The organism is Burkholderia sp. BCC1988, assembly GCF_905339895.1.
Classification (GTDB): Bacteria; Pseudomonadota; Gammaproteobacteria; order Burkholderiales; family Burkholderiaceae; genus Burkholderia.
The window spans coordinates 48,317-68,167 of sequence record NZ_CAJPHA010000013.1 but is presented as its reverse complement, the minus strand read 5'-3'; the positions used below and the strand labels follow the sequence as shown (position 1 = coordinate 68,167).

The 19,851-nt window shown below is 67.8% G+C and carries 17 protein-coding genes and 1 tRNA gene; 10 read left to right on the top strand and 8 right to left on the bottom strand.

Going from position 1 to position 19,851, the window contains the following annotated elements; translation table 11 throughout:
- The first annotated feature begins 52 nt into the window (after positions 1-52).
- Entirely contained in the window at positions 53-283 is a 231-nt protein-coding gene (locus U4012_RS19620; protein ID WP_044843684.1) for a hypothetical protein, read from the top strand.
- A gap of 92 nt (positions 284-375) precedes the next feature.
- Here U4012_RS19620 and U4012_RS19615 read toward each other — a convergent pair whose 3' ends face one another.
- On the bottom strand, positions 376-561 hold the full coding sequence (locus tag U4012_RS19615) for a hypothetical protein (protein WP_321800855.1): 186 nt from the start codon (positions 559-561) through the stop codon (positions 376-378).
- Between the two features lie 300 nt (positions 562-861).
- Positions 862-948, bottom strand: a tRNA-Leu gene (locus U4012_RS19610).
- Positions 949-1,192: 244 nt separating this feature from the next.
- Here U4012_RS19610 and hpnD point away from each other — a divergent pair.
- The gene (gene hpnD / locus U4012_RS19605) at positions 1,193-2,026 is read left to right on the top strand and encodes a presqualene diphosphate synthase HpnD (RefSeq protein ID WP_321800854.1); all 834 of its coding nucleotides are present in this window, start codon (positions 1,193-1,195) and stop codon (positions 2,024-2,026) included.
- Between the two features lie 24 nt (positions 2,027-2,050).
- Here the strand turns inward: hpnD and U4012_RS19600 are convergent, their stop codons facing one another.
- The 3 genes from U4012_RS19600 to U4012_RS19590 form a co-directional block, all read right to left on the bottom strand.
- Positions 2,051-3,271 carry a DUF1501 domain-containing protein gene (locus U4012_RS19600; RefSeq protein WP_321800853.1) on the bottom strand — a complete coding sequence of 407 codons (1,221 nt, stop codon included), beginning with the start codon at positions 3,269-3,271 and terminating at the stop codon, positions 2,051-2,053.
- Between the two features lie 76 nt (positions 3,272-3,347).
- Entirely contained in the window at positions 3,348-4,853 is a 1,506-nt protein-coding gene (locus U4012_RS19595) for a DUF1800 domain-containing protein (protein WP_321800852.1), read from the bottom strand.
- Positions 4,854-4,973: 120 nt separating this feature from the next.
- Positions 4,974-5,252 (bottom strand): hypothetical protein, encoded by a 279-nt coding sequence (locus tag U4012_RS19590; RefSeq protein ID WP_124666474.1) that lies wholly within the window; start codon positions 5,250-5,252, stop codon positions 4,974-4,976.
- 258 nt (positions 5,253-5,510) lie between these two features.
- On the opposite strand from U4012_RS19590, the gene ompR reads away from it, so the two are divergent.
- From ompR to U4012_RS19570, 4 genes are all read left to right on the top strand, one after another.
- Positions 5,511-6,245 (top strand): two-component system response regulator OmpR, encoded by a 735-nt coding sequence (gene ompR / locus U4012_RS19585; protein ID WP_004192636.1) that lies wholly within the window; start codon positions 5,511-5,513, stop codon positions 6,243-6,245.
- A gap of 40 nt (positions 6,246-6,285) precedes the next feature.
- On the top strand, positions 6,286-7,647 hold the full coding sequence (locus U4012_RS19580) for an ATP-binding protein (protein WP_044843721.1): 1,362 nt from the start codon (positions 6,286-6,288) through the stop codon (positions 7,645-7,647).
- Between the two features lie 189 nt (positions 7,648-7,836).
- Positions 7,837-8,385 carry a peroxiredoxin gene (locus U4012_RS19575; protein WP_006478563.1) on the top strand — a complete coding sequence of 183 codons (549 nt, stop codon included), beginning with the start codon at positions 7,837-7,839 and terminating at the stop codon, positions 8,383-8,385.
- 76 nt (positions 8,386-8,461) lie between these two features.
- A complete protein-coding gene (locus U4012_RS19570; RefSeq protein ID WP_044843722.1) occupies positions 8,462-8,989 on the top strand; it encodes a carboxymuconolactone decarboxylase family protein in 528 nt (175 codons plus the stop codon).
- Between the two features lie 138 nt (positions 8,990-9,127).
- On the opposite strand, the gene ispF is transcribed toward U4012_RS19570, so the two are convergent.
- Both ispF and ispD read right to left on the bottom strand, forming a co-directional pair.
- Positions 9,128-9,613: a 2-C-methyl-D-erythritol 2,4-cyclodiphosphate synthase gene (gene ispF, locus U4012_RS19565; protein WP_044843723.1), complete on the bottom strand. Its 486-nt coding sequence runs from the start codon at positions 9,611-9,613 to the stop codon at positions 9,128-9,130.
- 29 nt (positions 9,614-9,642) lie between these two features.
- Positions 9,643-10,353 carry a 2-C-methyl-D-erythritol 4-phosphate cytidylyltransferase gene (gene ispD, locus U4012_RS19560; protein WP_044843724.1) on the bottom strand — a complete coding sequence of 237 codons (711 nt, stop codon included), beginning with the start codon at positions 10,351-10,353 and terminating at the stop codon, positions 9,643-9,645.
- 108 nt (positions 10,354-10,461) lie between these two features.
- Here ispD and mfd point away from each other — a divergent pair, with 108 nt between their 5' ends.
- The 4 genes from mfd to U4012_RS19540 all read left to right on the top strand — a co-directional run bounded on the left by mfd (position 10,462) and on the right by U4012_RS19540 (position 16,933).
- Complete coding sequence (gene mfd, locus U4012_RS19555) at positions 10,462-13,932, top strand: transcription-repair coupling factor (protein WP_321800848.1); 3,471 nt, start codon at positions 10,462-10,464, stop codon at positions 13,930-13,932.
- Positions 13,933-14,028: 96 nt separating this feature from the next.
- The gene (gene argE, locus U4012_RS19550; RefSeq protein WP_257771503.1) at positions 14,029-15,249 is read left to right on the top strand and encodes an acetylornithine deacetylase; all 1,221 of its coding nucleotides are present in this window, start codon (positions 14,029-14,031) and stop codon (positions 15,247-15,249) included.
- Between the two features lie 60 nt (positions 15,250-15,309).
- The gene (locus U4012_RS19545) at positions 15,310-16,329 is read left to right on the top strand and encodes a threonine/serine dehydratase (RefSeq protein WP_044843727.1); all 1,020 of its coding nucleotides are present in this window, start codon (positions 15,310-15,312) and stop codon (positions 16,327-16,329) included.
- A 76-nt stretch (positions 16,330-16,405) separates the two neighbouring features.
- Positions 16,406-16,933, top strand: coding sequence for a DUF3574 domain-containing protein (locus tag U4012_RS19540; RefSeq protein WP_321801040.1), 528 nt, complete (start codon positions 16,406-16,408; stop codon positions 16,931-16,933).
- 92 nt (positions 16,934-17,025) lie between these two features.
- Here U4012_RS19540 and U4012_RS19535 read toward each other — a convergent pair whose 3' ends face one another.
- Entirely contained in the window at positions 17,026-19,545 is a 2,520-nt protein-coding gene (locus tag U4012_RS19535; RefSeq protein ID WP_124486218.1) for a penicillin-binding protein 1A, read from the bottom strand.
- Positions 19,546-19,851 lie beyond the last annotated feature (306 nt).

Below are 19,851 nucleotides of genomic sequence, written 5' to 3'. Positions count from 1 at the left end.
CGGATGGGGTTTCCTGTGCTTTTACACCTGCCGGGCCCGGGCCCCTCTTCAGATGAAATCGTCTCCGCGCGAACCCGACACCAACGACAAAGCGCGCCGCCAGCCTTCGAAGCTCGCCCTGAATATCGCCGCGGTGCTGGTCGGCCTCGTCACGTTCGCGATCGGCGTGGCGTGGTTGATCTATAGCTGGATCGTCGATCGCGAAGCGCAGTATTTCGCGATTCCGCTGGTGTTTTCGGTGCCGGTGATCGTGGCGGTCGCGGTGCGGAGTTTCTGGGACTAGGCGCGCGCCGAACGACAAAGCGCCGCGGTCGGTGGACGCGCGGCGCTTTTCATCAAATGCGGTAGCAATATTGGCGGTTCGCTCCCGGCCGCTCACAAGCCCGCGTGCCGACACGGGTTGGGAACCGCGCCCTGATATCCGCTGGCGAAACCCAGCGCGGAACCGAGCAGCGCCGTGCCGACCGATTTCAGGACGGTTTCGCCCGACAGCGACACCCCGCTCGAAATCAGCCGGCCCGAATAGGCCGAACACTCCGGGGAGGCTGCGCCGGTCTGCACGGGCCTGGCGCTCCACGCGACGTTGTCGGCGGCCGTCGTGGCAGATGCCGGTACGGCCAGCGCGAGCGTGAGTACGGCAATCGATGTGTGTGATGTTCTTCTTCATGGACGGTCCTTGGCAGGGAACGCTGCGTACAGGAACTGTAATGAAGAGATGATACGCGCTACGCGACCCGAATTTCCGTGCGCTGGACAGGAGCCGTGTATCGGCGAAAATCGTCATCAACAAAAAAGCGCTGCCGGTCAGCCGACCGGCAGCGCTTTGTTGGAACGGTCCTGGGCGGAGCCCGTTCGACTTCGTGGTGCGTGAGGCCGGACTCGAACCGGCACACCCTTGCGGGCGTCAGGACCTAAACCTGGTGCGTCTACCAATTTCGCCACTCACGCGCATTCCTGTCGCCTGACCGCGCGGCACGCAAGAAGCGTGCTCCACGCGCCCGGGCGTCATGCCGGCCCGAAAACCCGAAAACCGGCACGCCCGATCAGGCGAGCGCGAGATTCTACCCGATCCGCGCAGCATTGTCTCGCCCCGCCGGCGCCCGTCGGACAGCGGTGCTAGAATGCCGCGCTCGACGTGCCGGCCACGCGCCGGCACGCGTCCCCCGAACCCGCCTCCGCCACGACCCCACCCGTGAACTTCGACGACTACTGTCAGCAAAAGGCCGCCCCCGCGGGCTCCAGCGTCTACTACGCGCTGCGCCAGGCGCCGCTCGCCGCCGCACCGCGCCTGACGGCCCTGTTCGCGCTGCGCCGCGAACTCGAGGAAACCGTCAAGGAAACCAGCGATCCGACCGTCGGACACACGAAACTCGCGTGGTGGCACAAGGAACTCGCGGCGCTCGCCGCCGGCGAACCGTCGCACCCGGTCACGAAGGCGCTCGCGCAGCACCACCCGGCGATCGGCGCAGAAACCGACGCGCTGCGCACGCTCGTCAACGGTTACGGGATGGATCTGGAACAGGCGCGTTATCTGGATTTCGCAAACCTGCAGCGCTACATCGCGCAGGTCGGCGGCACCTTCGCGTCGCTGGTCGCGCGCGCAAGCGCCGCGAATCCGGCCGAACCGCAACCGTGGGCCGCGCAGGCCGGCCACGCGCTGATGCTCGCGCAATTCGTGCAGGAACTCGGCAACGATGCGCGCCACGGCCGCATCTATCTGCCGATCGACGAACTGCAACGCTACAACGTGACCGCCGCCGACCTGCTGAATCGCCGCTACAGCCCGGCCTTCAGCGAGCTGCTGCAGTTTCAGACGGCCCGCGCGCGCGAAGCGCTCGCCGCCGCCGACGCGGCGATCCCCGCGTCCGCACGCCGCGCGCAACGCACGCTGCGTGCGCAGATCGCACTGGCCGGCGCGCTGCTCGACGAAATCGAGCGCGACGGCTACCAGGTGCTGCACCAGCGTATCGCGCTGACGCCGATCCGCAAGCTGTGGATCGCGTGGCGCGCCGCACGCCGCCGCTGATCCGCCCCGTCACGCACGACCGCCTCACACCTTCAGCAGCGGCAGCGTCTCGAAGCGCTGCTGCAGCACGTGCGTCGCATCGAGCCCCCACCACGGCCCGAGCACGGTCGCATAGAGCTGGCGGAAATCGACCGCGACCGGCAGGTTGCCGTTGCCGTCGAGATGCCCGAGTGCCGGCGCCGCGCCGTACAGCCCGCCGGCCACGCGGCCGCCCATCACGAAATGCGGCGCGGCGGTACCGTGATCGGTGCCGTTGCTCTGGTTCTCGCGCACGCGCCGCCCGAATTCCGCATACGTCATCACGAGCGTCTGGTTCCAGCGCCCGAGCTCGACCAGCGCGCCGCGCATCGCACTCATCCCTTCCGCGAACTGCCTGAGCAGCGCCGCCTGCTGCCCCGGCTGGTTCTGGTGCGTATCGAAACCGTTGAGCGTGAGCCGCAGCACCGCGACGCCGTCCTGCGCGCCAGGCCCCGACGCCTCGCATGCCGCGAGCACCTGCATCGCGGTCTTCACCGAGGTCCCGAACGTACCGGCCGGAAAGGCCGTCCTGAACTCGCGCATCCCGCCGCGCGGGCGCAGCCGGTCGGCCGCCTTCACGATGTCGTTCTCGACCTCGATGATGTGCGCGAGCGCCGGGTTCCGTTCGCGCAGCGACGACGGTTCGGCCAACCGCGCCGCGCGGATGAACTGCGCGGGATTGACGAGCGCGATCGCGCGCGCGCCGTTCGCGAGCGGTCCCATTTCCGCACTGCCGAGCACGACGCCGTCTGCCGCGAAGCCGGGCGGCACCGGCGCCTGCGCGAACGTGCGCGTGAGCCAGCCTTCGTGCAGGTACTGGTCCGAGCGCGACGCGGTGTCCCAGATCTCGATCGAGCGGAAATGCGACAGGTTCGGCTGCGGATAACCGACGCCCTGCACGATCGCGACCTGTCCGTCGCGCCACAGCGGCATCAACGGCGCGAGCGACGGGTGCAGCCCCGTCTGCGCGTCGAGCTGCAGCACCTGGTCGCGCTTGATGCCGATGCTGCGGCGGAACTGGTAGTAGAGCGGATCCGCATACGGCACCACCGTGTTGAGGCCGTCGTTGCCGCCCTTCAGCTCGACGAGGATCAGCACGTTCGCATAACCGGCCGCCGGCTGGCGCCCGGCCGCGACCATCGATGCCGCCTGCGCGGGCGGCTGCCACAACGACACGCCCGCCGCGGCCGCGGCGCCCGTCAGCGTCAGAAAATCACGTCGGTTCATCGTGCATCCTTCGGCTCGCCGTGCGGTATGGCCACCGCGGCAGCGTGCCTGTTCGTCGTCGTTTCGGTCGTTTCAGTCATTTCAGTTGATAGGCCGGATCCATCAGCAGCGCCTCGAGATACACGCTGCCGGTCGAGTCCGTATCGATCGCCGCGACCGGCGACACCGGCAGCACCGCGTGCTGCAGCTGGAGCTCGGTCGACAATCCCGCAATCGCCTGCGGCCGCGCACGATACTGCGCGAGCCAGCGTTCGAGGTCGAATCGCAGGCCGCCGCGCGCGGGTTTGACCGGCGCGCCGCGCATGCCGGCAACCGACGCGGCGTCCGCAACCGGTATCGCTTGCGCCCGCGCATTCGGCGACGGCGGCGCCATCGCGTGCGCGGGCGAGCGCATGCCGGCCGTCTCGGTCGCGCGGAACAACTGCTCGACGAACTGCTTGCGCGCCAGCAGCGTGGTGCTGTTGATCCACATCGCGCCGCCCGGCCAGCCCTTCACGTTCGGCGGATAGAACAGGTTCTGCCCGAGCGTGCGCACGGTGTTCGCGAGCATCTGCGGATCGCCGTACGCGACGTCGAACAGCCGCACCGACCCGACGACGAACTCGGCCGGCGACTTCACGAGCACGCCGCGATTGCGCGGATCCCAGAATGCGTCGGTCGACCAGAGCGCGGCGAGCGCCGCGCGTATGTCGTAGCCGCTGGCGCGAAACCGCTCGGCCACGACATCGAGCGCGCCGGCGTCGGGCGTATCGGACACGAATTCGCGCCACAGCTTGCCGGCGATGAAGCTTGCCGTCTCGGGCCGCTTCAACAGGATGTCGAGAAACCCGTCGCCGTCGAACGCACCGGTCTCGCCGAGGATCGTCTTGTCGCCCGCGCCCTGCCATTCGGGCCGCACCACGAAGCGCAGCGTATCGGGATCGACGCTCCAGCCGGTCATCGCGCGCGCGGCTTCGGTCACGTCGCGCTGCGAGTAATGCCCTTCGCCGAGCGTGAACAGCTCCATTACCTCGCGCGCGAAATTCTCGTTCGGGCGGCCCTTGCGGTTACTCGCGCCGTCGAGATACTGGAGCATAGCCGGATCCTTCGCGATCGCATGCAGCAGCGTGCCGAAGTTGCCGAGCGCCTCGCGCCGAAACAATGCATTCTGCGCGGCCATCGTCTGCGGATACGGGACCTTGTCCTGCCCGGACGTGAAGTGCCCGTGCCAGAACAGCGTCATGCGCTCGGTGAGCGGCGACGGCGTGACGATCATCTCGTTGACCCACGCGGCGCGCAGCGCATCGTAGCGGACATTGCGCTCGCGTTGCTCGTCGCGGCGCATGTCGGGCGTCAGCGCCTGACGCTGCGCGCGCGTCGGCGGCAGCTCGGCGATCCAGTCGGGCCACGTCGTCACGGGCTCGCGCCGCACGCTGCCGAGCGTGTCGGCCACGACCTGCGCGCGCGTCATGCCGACGACGCGCGCGACGTCGGCGGGCGCGGGAGAGAAACCGGTGCGGCTGAGGAAAAACAGTGCGTCGTCGGCATCGAGCGGCGACTGCATGGCAGACGACGGCGCCGGGGCGGCAGCGTTCGCTTTCATCGTCGTGGACTCCCGGAGCGCACCGGCGGTGCGGATGCGGGTTCAACGGCGGCACGCATCCGAAAGTTGACCGAAAAATTGCTACGGAATCTTTCCGCGCCGTGCGAACGCGCGTGCGTGTCAGCGCTTGTACAGCTCGCGAACGGCGTCCTCGATGTGCTGGCGCAGCAGGTGGCGCTCCTCGGGCGTCATGTGTCCGTCGCGACGGTGCTGATCGAGATCGGGAGGCACGGCGGAACGGACCGCCATGTCGGCGGCGCGGTCGGGCTGCGGCGCTTTGCCGCGCGGCAGCTTGCGCGACGAGGCGCCCTGCTCGGGGCGCTGCGCATACGCGAAGTTCGACGCATATGGACCGGCAAGTGCGATCGTCAGCATCAGTGCAATCCGGGCAGATCGCATGACCGTCCTCGCTTCTTTGGTCGATTTGTTCCCTTCGTCACGCGGCAACCGGTTACCTCTGGTACTTGAAAAACCCTGCGGAATTCGGGTGTACAAAGATGAAAGATGGAGTGCAGGGGAGTATCTACCGAATTTCAGCTTCGAGTAAAGGAATCTCTATAGCCTGCCTTTACTCCGCGCGACACTACGGGTAAATTTTGTAACGGACTGTAACGCGCGAAAATACGCGACCGTGCGTGATTTCCCATTCGCGATAAGATGCCGCTCATGGAAACGAAAAACCCCTCCAAGATTCTCGTCGTCGACGACGACCCGCGCCTGCGCGATCTGCTGCGCCGCTATCTCGGCGAGCAGGGTTTCAACGTGTACGTCGCGGAGAACGCGACCGCGATGAACAAGCTCTGGGTGCGCGAGCGCTTCGACCTGCTGGTGCTCGACCTGATGCTGCCGGGTGAAGACGGCCTGTCGATCTGCCGCCGCCTGCGCGGCAGCAACGACCGCACGCCGATCATCATGCTCACCGCGAAGGGCGAAGACGTCGACCGCATCGTCGGCCTCGAGATGGGCGCCGACGACTACCTGCCGAAGCCGTTCAACCCGCGCGAACTCGTCGCGCGCATTCACGCGGTGCTGCGCCGCCAGGCGCCGGCCGAACTGCCGGGCGCGCCGTCGGAAACCACCGAGGTGTTCGAGTTCGGCGAGTTCTCGCTGAACCTCGCGACGCGCACGCTGACGAAGTCGGGCCAGGAAATTCCGCTGACGACCGGCGAATTCTCGGTGCTGAAGGTGTTCGCGCGCCATCCGCGCCAGCCGCTGTCGCGCGAAAAGCTGATGGAGCTCGCGCGCGGCCGTGAATACGAAGTGTTCGACCGCAGCCTCGACGTGCAGATCTCGCGTCTGCGCAAGCTGATCGAACCGGATCCGGGCAGCCCGCGTTTCATCCAGACCGTCTGGGGCCTCGGCTACGTGTTCATTCCGGACGGCGCCGCCTGATCTTTTCTCTTTCCGGTTTCGCCCGTCCACGGCCCGTCCCATGCGTATCGACCGGCGCCTCCTGCAGCTCGCGTTCGGCGGGCTGTTCTGGCGCACCTTCCTGCTGATCGCGCTGCTGATCTCGGTCAGTCTCGCCGCGTGGTTCCAGAGCTTTCGCGTGATCGAGCGCGAGCCGCGCGCGCAGCGCGTCGCGCTCCAGCTCGTCGCGATCGTGAAGCTCACGCGCACCGCCCTGCTCTATTCCGATCCCGATTTGCGGCGCGCGCTGCTGCAGGATCTCGAGAGCAACGAGGGCGTGCGCGTGTACCCGCGCGAAAAGACCGACAAGTTCAAGCTGCAGCCCGACGAATCGCTGAACCGCCTGATCGAACACGACATCCGCAGCCGGCTCGGCGACGATACCGTGATCGCGCAGTCGGTCAACGACATCCCGGGCGTCTGGATCAGCTTCAAGATCGACGACGACGATTACTGGGTCGCGCTCGACCGCGACCAGCTCGACAGCGTCACGGGCCTGCAGTGGGCCGGCTGGGGCCTGTTCGCGCTCGCGCTGTCGCTGTTCGGCTCGGCGTTCATCACGAGCCTCGTGAACCGGCCGTTCTCGCGGCTCGCGCTCGCCGCGCGGCAGATCGGCTCGGGCCAGACGCCCGAGCTGCTGCCCGAGCGCGGGATGGGCGTCGCGGCCGACACCAACCGCAGCTTCAACCAGATGGTGCGCGACCTCGAACAGCTCGAGGCCGATCGCGCGCTGATGCTCGCGGGCATCTCGCACGACCTGCGCACGCCGCTCGCGCGGCTGCGGCTCGAGACCGAGATGAGCCCGTCCGACCAGGCGACCAAGGACGCGATGGTCGACGACATCGAGCAGATGGACCGCATCATCGCGGCCTTCATCGACTACGCGCGTCCGACCCAGCGCAAGCCGGAGCCGGTCGACCTGTCGTCGATCGCGCACGAAGTCGCCGCGCGCGTGTCGGGCGAGGACGGCGTCGAGATCCGCACGCGGCTCGCGCCGACCGCCGTGATCGAAGCCGACGAGACCGACATGCGACGCGTGATCGGCAACCTCGTCGAGAACGCGCGCAAATACGGCCAGAGCCGCGACGACGGCGTATCGCGCATCACGCTCGAGACGCGCGTGACGCACGCGCGTGTCGAGCTGTCGGTGAGCGACGAGGGCCCGGGCATCCCCGAGGACCAGCTGCCGCTCGTGATGCGGCCGTTCTACCGCGTCGACACGGCGCGCACCAAGGCGGACGGCACGGGGCTCGGCATGGCGATCGTGCTGCGCCTCGTCGGCCGCTATCGCGGCGCGCTGCGCCTGCGCAACCGCAGCCCCGAAGCGGGCCTCGAAGTCACGCTCGAATTCCCCGGCGCCGGCAAGGCGCGTGCGACGGCGTGACGCATTCGCGCACGCTTCTTGCGCGTCACACTATCGGCGCGGTTGAAAAAAACTATGGGAATCGTTAGTCAAAAACTATTGAAGCTACTTATTAATAGTGTTATAGTCGTGCCCATGCTGTCACATCAACGTTGCAGCACCGAGGTAGCTTGACTCAGTCTTCTTCCCAACTCACACAGGAGTATCCGCATGAAAACCGTGGGCGATAAACTCGAAGCATTCACCGTCGTAGCCGCGAAGCCGGGCTTCAACAATCACGAGGAAAACGGCCAGTCGGCGTTCGAGACCGTCACCGAAGCGTCGTTCCCGGGCAAGTGGAAGATCATCTACTTCTATCCGAAGGATTTCACGTTCGTGTGCCCGACGGAAATCGTCGAGTTCGCGAAGCTGACGAAGCAGTTCGAAGAGCGCGACGCCGTCCTGCTCGGCGGCAGCTCGGACAACGAATTCGTGAAGCTCGCATGGCGCCGTGAGCACAAGGACCTCGACAAGCTGAACCACTACTCGTTCGGCGACGTCAAGGGCGAGCTGATCGACCAGCTCGGCGTGCGCGACAAGGAAGCCGGCGTGGCCCTGCGTGCAACGTTCATCGTCGATCCGGACAACACGATCCAGCACGTTTCGGTGAACAACCTGAACGTCGGCCGTAGCCCGGAAGAAGTCCTGCGCATTCTGGACGGCCTGCAAACGGACGAACTGTGCCCGTGCAACCGTGCAGTCGGCGGCGCAACGCTGTAAGCGCATCGATGCACGAAGCCCGCGGCGCACGTCCTGCCTGCGGGCTTTTTTAACGGCCAACCCATAGGAGATATCAATGGAATTCATCGATTCGATTAAGGCACGTATCCCCGACTACGCGAAGGACATTCGCCTGAACCTCGACGGCACGATCTCGCGCTCGTCGCTCGAAGGCACCGATGCAGTCGGCGTCGCGCTGGCGGCGGCGGTCGCGGCGAAGAGCACCGTGCTCGTGAAGACGATCCGCGAAGCCGGCGTGCTGTCGCCCGAAGAGACGAACGCCGTGCTGACGGCGGCCGCGCTGATGGGGATGAACAACACCTGGTATCCGTATGTCGAGATGGCCGACGATGCCGACCTGAAGACGCAGCGCGCCGAGCTGCGGATGGGCGCGTATGCGTCGCACGGCGGCGTCGACAAGCGCCGCTTCGAGATGTACGCGCTCGCCGCGTCGATCGTCGGCAAGTGCCACTTCTGCGTGAAGTCGCACTACGCGCTGCTGAAGAACGAGCAAGGGATGACGACGACGCAGCTGCGCGACGTCGGCCGCATCGCGTCGGTGATCAACGCCGCCGCGCAGGTGATCGCCGCCGAAGGCGAATAAGCAGCCACGCGAACGGCAGCGCGATACGGCGGTCAAGCGCGCCGGATCGCGCCGCAAAACGAAAATGCCACGCAAGCGCGTGGCATTTTTCATTCCGGCGGCGCAACCTGCGCGCCGCTTCGGACCGGCGTCAGGCGCTCACGCGCCCTGCTTCACCAGCAGCGCGGCGGCCTGCGCCTCGATGCCCTCGCCGCGGCCGAGGTAGCCGAGCTTCTCGTTGGTCTTCGCCTTCACGTTCACGCGCTCGAGCGGCAGGCCGAGATCGGCCGCGAGGTTCGCGCGCATCCCGTCGATGTGCGGTGCGAGCTTCGGCGCCTGCGCGATCACCGTGCTGTCGACGTTCTGGATCGTGAAGCCGGCCGCCTTCACGCGGGCGACGCATTCGCGCAGCAGCACGCGGCTGTCCGCGCCCTTGAACGCCGCGTCGGTGTCGGAGAAATGGCGGCCGATGTCGCCGAGCGCCGCCGCGCCGAACAGCGCGTCGGTGATCGCGTGCAGCAGCACGTCCGCGTCCGAGTGGCCGAGCAGGCCGCGCTCGTACGGAATCGTCACGCCGCCGATGATGAGGGGGCGCCCCGGGACGAGCTGGTGCACGTCGTAGCCTTGTCCGATTCTGAAGTCCATGCGTAATCCGGTTTGAGATGAGGTGAAAGTCAGGAAGCGTTCGCGGGGCGCGCGAGGATCGCTTCCGCGAGCGCGAAATCTTCCGGGTACGTGACCTTGAAGTTGCGCAGGCTGCCCTGCACGACGCGCGGCGTATGGCCGGCCCATTCGATCGCGCTGGCCTCGTCGGTCAGGTCGTGGCCTTCGCGCTGCGCGCGCAGGATCGCGTCGCGCAGCATGCCGATGCGGAACATCTGCGGCGTCTGCGCCTGCCACAGCGCGTCGCGCGACTCGGTGCGCGCGATCGCGTCGCCGCCGGCCGGCACGCGCTTGAGCGTATCGGCCACCGGCAGCGCGACGATGCCGCCGACCGGGTCGTCCTTCAGCGTCGCGACCAGCGTGCGGATCAGTTCGGGCGTGATGCCGGGGCGCGCGGCGTCGTGCACGAGCACCCAGTCCTGCTCGGTCGCGCCGAATTCGGCCAGCTCGAGCAGCCCGTTGAGCACCGACGCCTGCCGCGAGCCGCCGCCGCAGCGGCGCACCGCGAAGCGCAGGCCCGCGAAGCGGCGCGCATCGAAGTGCGTGTCGTCGGGCGCGAGGACGACGAGCGTCTGCGCGAATTCGCTGCACGCGTCGAACGCGGCGAGCGTGTAATGCAGGAGCGCGCGGCCGGCCAGCGTGCGGTATTGCTTCGGCACGGCCGAACCGGAACGGCTGCCCGTGCCGGCGCAAGGAATCAGGGCGAAAAGTCGGGGAGTCACGAAGGGGAAACGCCGGAAAGATGAAATCGAGAAGCGGATTTTATAATAGGTCTTTCGTCTCGACCGGCGCGCCGCGTCGCGCCCGTGCCCGCCACCCCTGCCGTCCCTATGCCAGACAACGCTTCCACCCCGTTCGCCTCGCCCGTCGCCCGCGTCAAGCCGGGCCAGCGGTTCGCCTTCGACGGTGCGCACGGCTCCGCCGACGCACTCGCCATCGCCCGCTATCTCGCCGACAACCGCGACGCGGTCCCGCTCCTTGCGGTGATCTGCGCGAACGCGGTCGACGCGCAGCGGCTGTCGCAGGAACTCCGCTACTTCTCGCCGGAGGCGCGCGTGCGCCTGCTACCGGACTGGGAAACGCTGCCGTACGACACGTTCTCGCCGCACCAGGATCTCGTCTCCGAGCGGCTCGCGACGCTGCACGACCTCGGCGAGGGCCGCTGCGACATCCTGCTGGTGCCCGCGACCACCGCGCTGTACCGGATGCCGCCCGCGTCGTTCATGGCCGCGTACACATTCGCGTTCGCGCAGGGCGAGCGGCTCGACGAGGCGAAGCTGAAGGCGCAGCTCACGCTGGCCGGCTACGAGCACGTGAGCCAGGTCGTGCGGCCCGGCGAATACTGCGTGCGCGGCTCGCTGATCGACCTGTACCCGATGGGCTCGCCGCTGCCGTACCGGATCGACCTGTTCGACGACCAGGTCGACTCGATCCGCGCGTTCGATCCCGATACGCAGCGCAGCCTCTATCCGGTGCGCGACGTGCGCCTCCTGCCCGGCCGCGAGTTTCCGTTCGACGAAGCGGCGCGCACGGCCTTCCGCAGCCGCTGGCGCGAGACCTTCGAAGGCGACCCGAGCCGCGCGCCGATCTACAAGGACATCGGCAACGGCGTGCCGTCGGCCGGCATCGAGTACTACCTGCCGCTGTTCTTCGACGAGACGGCCACGCTGTTTCACTACCTGCCGCAGGATGCGCACCTCGTGTTCGCCGGCGACCTCGAAGCGTCGATCCGCCGTTTCACGGCCGATACGAAGCAGCGTCACGCGTTCCTCGCGCACGACCGCGAGCGGCCGATCCTGGAGCCGCAGCGGCTGTTCCTGTCCGACGAGGATTTCTTCGCGTTCGCGAAGCCGTTCGCGCGCGTCGTGCTGCCCGCGCAGCCGGCCGGCGGCTGGGCGACGGCCTTGCCCGAGCTCACCGTCGACCGCCACGCGGACGATCCGCTCGCCGCGCTGCGCACCTTCGTCGAAGCGTCGGGCAAGCGCGTGCTGCTGACGGTCGAATCGGCCGGCCGCCGCGAGACGATCCTGCAACTGCTCGCCGAGCATCGCCTGCGTCCGGCGTCGAACGACCACTTCGCGGGCTGGCTCGAAAGCGACGCGCCCTTCGCGCTCGGCGTCGCGCCGCTCGCGAGCGGCTTCGCGGTGCCCGGCGAAGGCTACGCGATCGTCACCGAGACCGAGCTGTACGGCGCGCTCGGCCGCCGCGCCGGGCGCCGCCGCCAGGAACAGGCGAGCAACGTCGACGCGATGGTGCGCGACCTGTCGGAGCTGAAGGTCGGCGATCCGGTCGTGCATGCGCAGCACGGCATCGGCCGCTACATGGGCCTCGTGTCGATGGATCTCGGCGAAGGCGAGACCGAATTCCTGCATCTCGAATACGCGGGCGACAGCAAGCTCTACGTGCCGGTCGCGCAGCTGCACGTGATCTCGCGCTACAGCGGTGCCGATCCCGACAGCGCGCCGCTGCACGCGCTCGGCTCGGGCCAGTGGGAGCGCGCGAAGCGCAAGGCCGCGCAGCAGATCCGCGATACGGCGGCCGAGCTGCTGAACCTGTACGCGCGCCGCGCGGCCCGCGAAGGCCATGCGTTCGCGCTCGAGCCGCGCGACTACGTGAAGTTCGCGGAAAGCTTCGGGTTCGAGGAAACGCCCGACCAGGCCGCGGCGATCGCAGCCGTGATCGGCGACATGACGAGCGGCAAGCCGATGGACCGCCTCGTGTGCGGCGACGTCGGCTTCGGCAAGACCGAGGTCGCGCTGCGCGCCGCATTCATCGCGGCGATGGGCGGCAAGCAGGTCGCGCTGCTGTCGCCGACCACGCTGCTCGCCGAGCAGCACACGCAGACCTTCGCCGACCGCTTCGCCGACTGGCCGGTGCGCATCGTCGAGCTGTCGCGCTTCAAGACCGCGAAGGAAGTGAACGCGGCGATCGCGCAGATCAACGAAGGCAGCGTCGACATCGTGATCGGCACGCACAAGCTGCTGTCGTCGGACGTGCAGTTCAAGCGCCTCGGCCTCGTGATCATCGACGAGGAACACCGCTTCGGCGTGCGCCAGAAGGAAGCGCTGAAGGCGCTGCGCGCGGAAGTCGACGTGCTGACGCTGACCGCGACGCCGATCCCGCGCACGCTCGGGATGGCGCTCGAGGGCTTGCGCGACTTCTCGGTGATCGCGACCGCGCCGCAGAAGCGGCTCGCGATCAAGACCTTCGTGCGCCGCGAGGAGGAAAGCGTGATCCGCGAGGCGATGCTGCGCGAGCTGAAGCGCGGCGGCCAGGTGTATTTCCTGCACAACGAGGTCGAGACGATCGAGAACCGCAAGGCGATGCTCGAGGAGCTCGTGCCCGAAGCGCGCATCGTGATCGCGCACGGCCAGATGCACGAGCGCGAGCTCGAACGCGTGATGCGCGATTTCGTCGCGCAGCGCGCGAACGTGCTGCTGTGCACGACGATCATCGAGACCGGCATCGACGTGCCGAGCGCGAACACGATCATCATGCACCGCGCCGACAAGTTCGGCCTCGCGCAGCTGCACCAGCTGCGCGGCCGCGTCGGCCGTTCGCACCACCAGGCGTACGCATACCTGCTGGTCCACGACCCGCAGTCGCTGACCAAGCAGGCGCAGCGCCGCCTCGAGGCGATCCAGCAGATGGAGGAACTCGGTTCGGGCTTCTATCTCGCGATGCACGACCTCGAGATCCGCGGCACCGGCGAGGTGCTCGGCGACAAGCAGTCGGGCGAGATCCACGAGATCGGCTTCCAGCTGTATACCGACATGCTGAACGACGCCGTGAAGGCGCTGAAGAACGGCAAGGAGCCCGATCTCACCGCCCCGCTCGCCGCGACGACGGAAATCAACCTGCACGCGCCCGCGATCCTGCCGGCCGACTACTGCGTGGACGTGCAGGAGCGGCTGTCGCTGTACAAGCGGCTCGCGAACTGCGAGCACGGCGACGCGATCGACGGCATCCAGGAAGAGCTGATCGACCGCTTCGGCAAGCTGCCGCCGCAGGCGCACGCGCTCGTCGAGACGCACCGGCTGCGGCTCGCCGCGAAGCCGCTCGGCATCGTCAAGATCGACGCGAGCGAGGCCGCGATCGGGCTGCAGTTCGAGCCGAACCCGCCAATCGATCCGATGCGGATCATCGAGATGGTGCAGAAGCACCGGCACATCAAGCTCGCGGGCCAGGACAAGCTGCGCATCGAGACGCGCTCGCCCGATCTCGCGATCCGCGTGTCGACGATCAAGGAAACGCTGCGCGCGCTCGCCCCGCGCGCCGATGCGACGAGCGCGGCACGCTGACGGCACGGCCGCGATGCTGCACCGCATCGCGGCCGGCGAAGGCGGGCCGGCGCGTTTTTGAGTATGATTTTCCCATTCCTCAGACGGAGTTTTGCCATGTCCACTCTCGACGCGCCGGCGCCGTCCGCCGCAACCCAAGGCGACGCCTCGCTCGTCAGCCTGCCCTGGATCAAGCAGCTGGTGTCGATGGACACGACGAGCCGCGTGCCGAACCTCGGCCTGATCGAAACGGTGCGCGACGCGCTCGCCGCGAAGGGCATCCAGTCGACGCTCACGCACGATCCGCGCGAAGGCTGGGCCAACCTGTTCGCGACCGTGCCCGCGCACGACGGCTCGACCGACGGCGGCATCGTGCTGTCGGGGCACACCGACGTCGTGCCGGTCGACGGCCAGCAGTGGGACAGCAACCCGTTCGAGCCGGAGCTGCGCGACGGCCGCCTGTACGGCCGCGGCACGTGCGACATGAAGGGCTTCATCGGCGCGGCGCTCGCGCTGCTGCCGGAGATGCAGGCGACGAAGCTCGCGAAGCCGATCCATTTCGCGCTCTCCTACGACGAGGAAATCGGCTGCGCGGGCGCCCCGCTGCTGATCGCCGATCTGGTCAAGCGCGGCGTGAAGCCGTCCGGCTGCATCGTCGGCGAGCCGACCAGCATGCGGCCGATCATCGCGCACAAGGGCATCAACGCGTACCGCTGCTGCGTGCGCGGCCACGCGGCGCACTCGTCGCTGACGCCGAAGGGCCTGAACGCGATCGAATATGCGGCGCGCCTCATCTGCCACATCCGCGACATCGCCGAGCGCTTTCGCGCCGAAGGCCCGTTCGACGAACTGTACGACGTGCCTTTCACGACCGCGCAGACGAGTACCATCCAGGGCGGCAACGCGATCAACACGGTGCCGGCCGAATGCCGGTTCGACTTCGAGTTCCGCAACCTGCCGACGCTCGATCCCGAGCAGATCTTCGCGCGCATCGAAGCGTATGCGCGGGAAACGCTGCTGCCGCAGATGCTTCGCGAGCATCCGAACGCGGCGATCGAGTTCTCGAAGATCGCCGCGGCGCCCGGGCTCGACGCGACCGAACAGGCCGCGATCACGCAGCTGGTGCGCGCGCTGACGGCCGACCAGGACAAGCGCAAGGTCGCCTACGGCACGGAAGCCGGCCTGTTCGAACGCGCGGGCATCCCGAGCATCGTCTGCGGGCCCGGCAACATCGAACAGGCGCACAAGCCGAACGAGTATGTGGAGCTCGCGCAGCTCGCCGCCTGCGAGCAGTTCCTGCGCAAGTTCATCCGCAGCATGTCGGTCGACGCACACTGACTGCCCCCGCCACGCCGGCCTGCGTGTGCGGGCCGGCCCCCTCCTGCCACCCGCCACGTCATGTCGACTGACCAACAGCGTACTGCCCATACGACGATCGACGGCGAACCGATTCCGACGCTCGACGAAATCGCCGCGCAGCATTTCGCGTTGTCGCCGTGGGTCGCGCGCACGCCGGTGTTCGAGCGCGCCGACCTGCCGTCCCTCGAGGGCACGCACGTCAACTTCAAGTTCGAGCTGCTGCAGGTGAGCGGCAGCTTCAAGGCGCGCGGTGCGTTCACGAACCTGCTGGCCCTCGACGAAGCGCGCAAGAACGCCGGCGTCACGTGCGTGTCGGCCGGCAATCACGCGGCGGCCGTCGCGTATGCGGCGATGCGGCTCGGCAGCAGCGCGAAGGTCGTGATGTTCCATACCGCGAGCCCGGCGCGCATCGCGCAGTGCAAGCAGTACCGCGCGGAAGTCGTGCTCGCCGGCAGCGCATCGCAGGCATTCGACGTCGTGCGGCGGATCGAGGCCGAGGAAGGCCGCTTCTTCATCCATCCGTTCAATGGCTATCACACGATTCTCGGCACCGCGACGCTCGGCTACGAATGGGCGACGCAGACGCCCGATCTCGACGCGGTGATCGTGCCGATCGGCGGCGGCGGGCTCGCGGCCGGCATGGCGACCGCGCTGCGGCTCGCGAATCCGCGCGTGCACGTGTACGGCGTCGAGCCGGAAGGCGCCGACGCGATGAGCCGCAGCTTCGCGGCGAATCACACGATCCAGATGAGCGCGATGCAGACCATCGCCGACTCGCTGATGGCGCCGCACACCGAGGAGTACAGCTACCAGCTGTGCCGGCGCCACGTCGACCGCATCGTCACGGTGTCCGACGACGCGCTGCGCGCGGCGATGCTGTTCCTGTTCTCGCAACTGAAGCTGTCGGTCGAGCCGGCGTGCGCGGCGGCGCTCGCGGCGCTGCTCGGCCCGCTGCGCGAAACGCTGCAGGGCAAGCGGGTCGGCGTGCTGCTGTCGGGCACGAACACCGATCCCGCGACGCTCGGCATGCATCTCGCGCACGCAAAACTGCAGCACTGAACCCGCGCACGATACTCAGGGTTATCCCCAGTTTATGTTGACAGCCCTGTTGATAACCCGCCGGACAAGCACGCAAGTGGTTGAGCGCGCAGCGTTTTACGCGCGCGAAGCGCGCCGGACGCGAAATAGGCAGATAGCGCCACCGAACGCATGGCCCGCGGCGTGGCAACGTCGTACGCGGCAGGTGATCGGCGCTGCAGCGGTCGCGCTGCTTGCCGGTTGCGCGGCCCCGCCCTCGCCCGTCGTCGACGCTTCCGTTGGCTGCCTGCAGCCGGACATGCACCGGATGCTGCAGGCCGACCTGCTGTTCGGGCGCGATATCGCGGGACGCGGGCCCGTCACAGATGCGGAACGCGCGGCCTTCCTCGCCGACGTCGTCACGCCGCGCTTTCCGGACGGTTTCACGGTCTGGGACACCCGCGGCCAATGGCGCGACCGCGCCACCGGCCGGATCATCGGCGAAGCGAGTTTCGTGGTCCGTATCGTCGCCGACGATACCGCCGATACGCACGCGCGGCTCGCGGCGATCCGGCACGCGTACCGCGAGCGCTTCCGGCAGGACTCGGTCGGCATCACGCTCGTACCGGCCTGCGCGTCGTTCTGATTCGTCCTTCCCGACTGACACGCGAACGCGACGACACATAAGAAAACGGGCGCCCGAAGGCGCCCGCCGCATGCGACACATCCGCGTATCGCTTACTTGTTCTCGAACATGTCCATGATCTGCTGCTTCTCCTGCTGCGTGACGGGCGGCGGCGCGAGCCCCTCCGAGCCGGCCGAGCCGAGCGCGTCGTTCGCGCTGATCGCATTCGCGGCCGGGTTGATGTCCACGCTGCCGACGAAGCCGTTGCCCGGCGTGCGATCGGCGTAGTACAGCTCGCCGTCGATCGAGGTCAGGCCGTCCGGCATCGGCATCTGCTGCTCGGGCACGCCGTTCAGCGCGGTGCGCATGTAGTTCACCCAGATCGGCAACGCGAGCTGCGCGCCGAATTCGCGGCTACCGAGGCTCTTCGGCTGGTCGAAGCCCATCCACGCGACCGCGACGAGCGACTGCTGGTAGCCGGCGAACCAGCCGTCCTTCGCATCGTTCGTCGTGCCCGTCTTGCCCTGCAGGTCGCTGCGGCCGAGCGCGTTGGTGCCCGCGCCCGTGCCGGCCGTCGCGACCGTGTGCAGCAGGCTGTTCATCACGTATGCGTTGCGGCCTTCGATCGTGCGCGGCGCGGTGCCGCCGGCGATCACCGGCTGCGATTTCTGCAGCGGCTGGCCGCGCGCGTCGTCGACTTCGGCGATCAGGTACGGATCGACCTTGTAGCCGCCGTTCGCGAACACCGCATAGCCGGTCGCGAGCTGCAGCGGCGTCACGAGGCCGGCGCCGAGCGCCATCGGCAGGTACGGCGGCGTCTTCGCCGGATCGAAGCCGAAGCGCTGCGTCACGTACTCCTGCGCGTACTGCGTGCCGATCGACGCGAGGATCCGGATCGACACCAGGTTCTTCGAACGCTGCAGGCCGGTGCGCATCGACATCGGGCCGTCGGGCTGGTCGTCGTCCTTCGGTTCCCATGCGGTGCCGCCCGGCACGCTCGGCGGGAAGTACAGCGGCGCATCGTTGATGATCGTCGCCGGCCCGAGGCCCTTGTCGAGCGACGCCGAATAAATGAACGGCTTGAACGACGAACCCGGCTGGCGCCACGCCTGCGTCACGTGGTTGAACTTGCTCTTGTTGAAGTCGAAGCCGCCGACGAGCGAACGAATCGCACCGTCCTGCGGCGCGATCGCGACGAGCGCGCCTTCGACCTGCGGCAGCTGCACGATCTGCCAGCCCGTCTTGCCGTCCTTCAGCACGCGCACGATCGAGCCCGGCTTGATGTGCAGCGTCGCGTTCGCGCGCGGACTCAGCGCGGCCGACACGAAGCGCAGCCCGGCCGGGCCGATCGTCGTCGTGGCGCCGCCGACGAACTGCACCTCGACCGCGTTCGGCGACGCCGACAGCACCACCGCCGACTGCAGGTCGCCGTTGTCCGGGTGATCGGCGAGCGCGTCGTCGATCGCCTCGTCGCGATCGTCGCCGGCCGCCGGCAGGTTGATCGAGCCTTCCGGCCCGCGATAGCCGTGGCGGCGCTCGTAATCGAGAATGCCGCGGCGCACGGCCTGGTACGCGGCTTCCTGGTCGGCCGAGTTGATCGTCGTCGTGACGGTCAGCCCGCGCGTATAGGTTTCGTCCTTGTACTGCTGGTACATCATCTGCCGCACCATCTCGGCGACGTATTCGCCGTGCACCGCGTACTGGTTGCCCGGCGTGCGCACGCGGATCTCTTCCTTCACCGCCTGGTCGTACTGCGGCTGCGTGATGTAGCCGATCTCGAGCATGCGCTTCAGGATGTACTCCTGGCGCACCTTCGCGCGCTTCGGATTGACGACCGGGTTGTACGCGGACGGCGCCTTCGGCAGCCCCGCGAGCATCGCCGCCTCGGCGAGCGTGATGTCCTTCAGGTCCTTGCCGAAATACACGCGCGCGGCGGCCGCGAAACCGTACGAGCGCTGGCCCAGGTAGATCTGGTTCATGTACAGCTCGAGGATCTGGTCCTTCGTCAGCGCCTTCTCGATCTTGTACGCGAGCAGCATCTCGTAGATCTTGCGCGTATACGTCTTCTCGCTCGACAGGAAGAAGTTGCGCGCGACCTGCATCGTGATCGTGCTCGCGCCCTGGCGCGCGCCACCGTGCATCAGGTCGGCCACGCCGGCGCGCAGGATGCCGAGGAAGTCCACGCCGCCGTGTTCGTAGAAGCGGTAGTCCTCGATCGCGAGCACCGCCTTCTTCATCACGTCGGGAATGTCCTGGAAGCGCACGAGGCTGCGGCGCTCCTCGCCGAACTCGCCGATCAGCACGTGATCGGCGCTGAACACGCGCAGCGGCACCTTCGGCTGGTAGTTGGTCAGCGCATCGAGCGACGGCAGTTGCGGCGCCATCACGACGAGCGCGTAGCCGACGATCAGCGCACCGACGATCGCGAGCGTCGCGATCAGGCCGACGAACCACAGCGCGACGCGCGAGCCGAACGAGCGGCGCGCGCCGTCCCCGCCGCCGCGGCGCTGCGCGCGCCGGTCGTCGCCGCGCTCGTCGTCATCGGGGTAATAGGCCCCCGACGGCGAACGGCGCAACGTGTAGTGAGGTTCGTTCCGGTCGGAAGGAGAAGACGGTCGTTTGATGATTGGCATGTCGGAATGGCGGGCGGCGTGGCGCCCTCGGACGCATGCGGAAAATGCAAGCGGATGAATCAGAGTGGGTGCATCGTGGCAACTGTCACGTCGACAGACCCCGCCGCGCGGCGATCCGTTCCCGCGACGTGACAGCGCATTTTAATGAAATCGACCGATCGGCTTCGCGATTTTTTGTAAAAATTCCCGCACAAGCATGAATTGCGGAACGTATTGGCGCCATGCTCCGCCTATCATGGACTCGCGACCCGGTGCGTACCGCGGCGTTTCTTTCAGATGCGAAAGGTGGAAACCTGCACACGCACG

Excerpts from the sequence above, each read along its gene's own strand:
- U4012_RS19535 (WP_124486218.1), bottom strand. The coding sequence starts at position 19,545 with ATGCCAATCATCAAACGACCGTCTTCTCCTTCCGACCGGAACGAACCT.
- U4012_RS19575 (WP_006478563.1), top strand. The coding sequence starts at position 7,837 with ATGAAAACCGTGGGCGATAAACTCGAAGCATTCACCGTCGTAGCCGCG.
- U4012_RS19545 (WP_044843727.1), top strand. The coding sequence starts at position 15,310 with ATGTCGACTGACCAACAGCGTACTGCCCATACGACGATCGACGGCGAA.
- U4012_RS19600 (WP_321800853.1), bottom strand. The coding sequence starts at position 3,271 with ATGAACCGACGTGATTTTCTGACGCTGACGGGCGCCGCGGCCGCGGCG.
- U4012_RS19580 (WP_044843721.1), top strand. The coding sequence starts at position 6,286 with ATGCGTATCGACCGGCGCCTCCTGCAGCTCGCGTTCGGCGGGCTGTTC.
- U4012_RS19570 (WP_044843722.1), top strand. The coding sequence starts at position 8,462 with ATGGAATTCATCGATTCGATTAAGGCACGTATCCCCGACTACGCGAAG.
- argE (WP_257771503.1), top strand. The coding sequence starts at position 14,029 with ATGTCCACTCTCGACGCGCCGGCGCCGTCCGCCGCAACCCAAGGCGAC.
- ispF (WP_044843723.1), bottom strand. The coding sequence starts at position 9,613 with ATGGACTTCAGAATCGGACAAGGCTACGACGTGCACCAGCTCGTCCCG.
- ompR (WP_004192636.1), top strand. The coding sequence starts at position 5,511 with ATGCCGCTCATGGAAACGAAAAACCCCTCCAAGATTCTCGTCGTCGAC.
- U4012_RS19595 (WP_321800852.1), bottom strand. The coding sequence starts at position 4,853 with ATGAAAGCGAACGCTGCCGCCCCGGCGCCGTCGTCTGCCATGCAGTCG.
- mfd (WP_321800848.1), top strand. The coding sequence starts at position 10,462 with ATGCCAGACAACGCTTCCACCCCGTTCGCCTCGCCCGTCGCCCGCGTC.
- U4012_RS19590 (WP_124666474.1), bottom strand. The coding sequence starts at position 5,252 with ATGCGATCTGCCCGGATTGCACTGATGCTGACGATCGCACTTGCCGGT.
- U4012_RS19620 (WP_044843684.1), top strand. The coding sequence starts at position 53 with ATGAAATCGTCTCCGCGCGAACCCGACACCAACGACAAAGCGCGCCGC.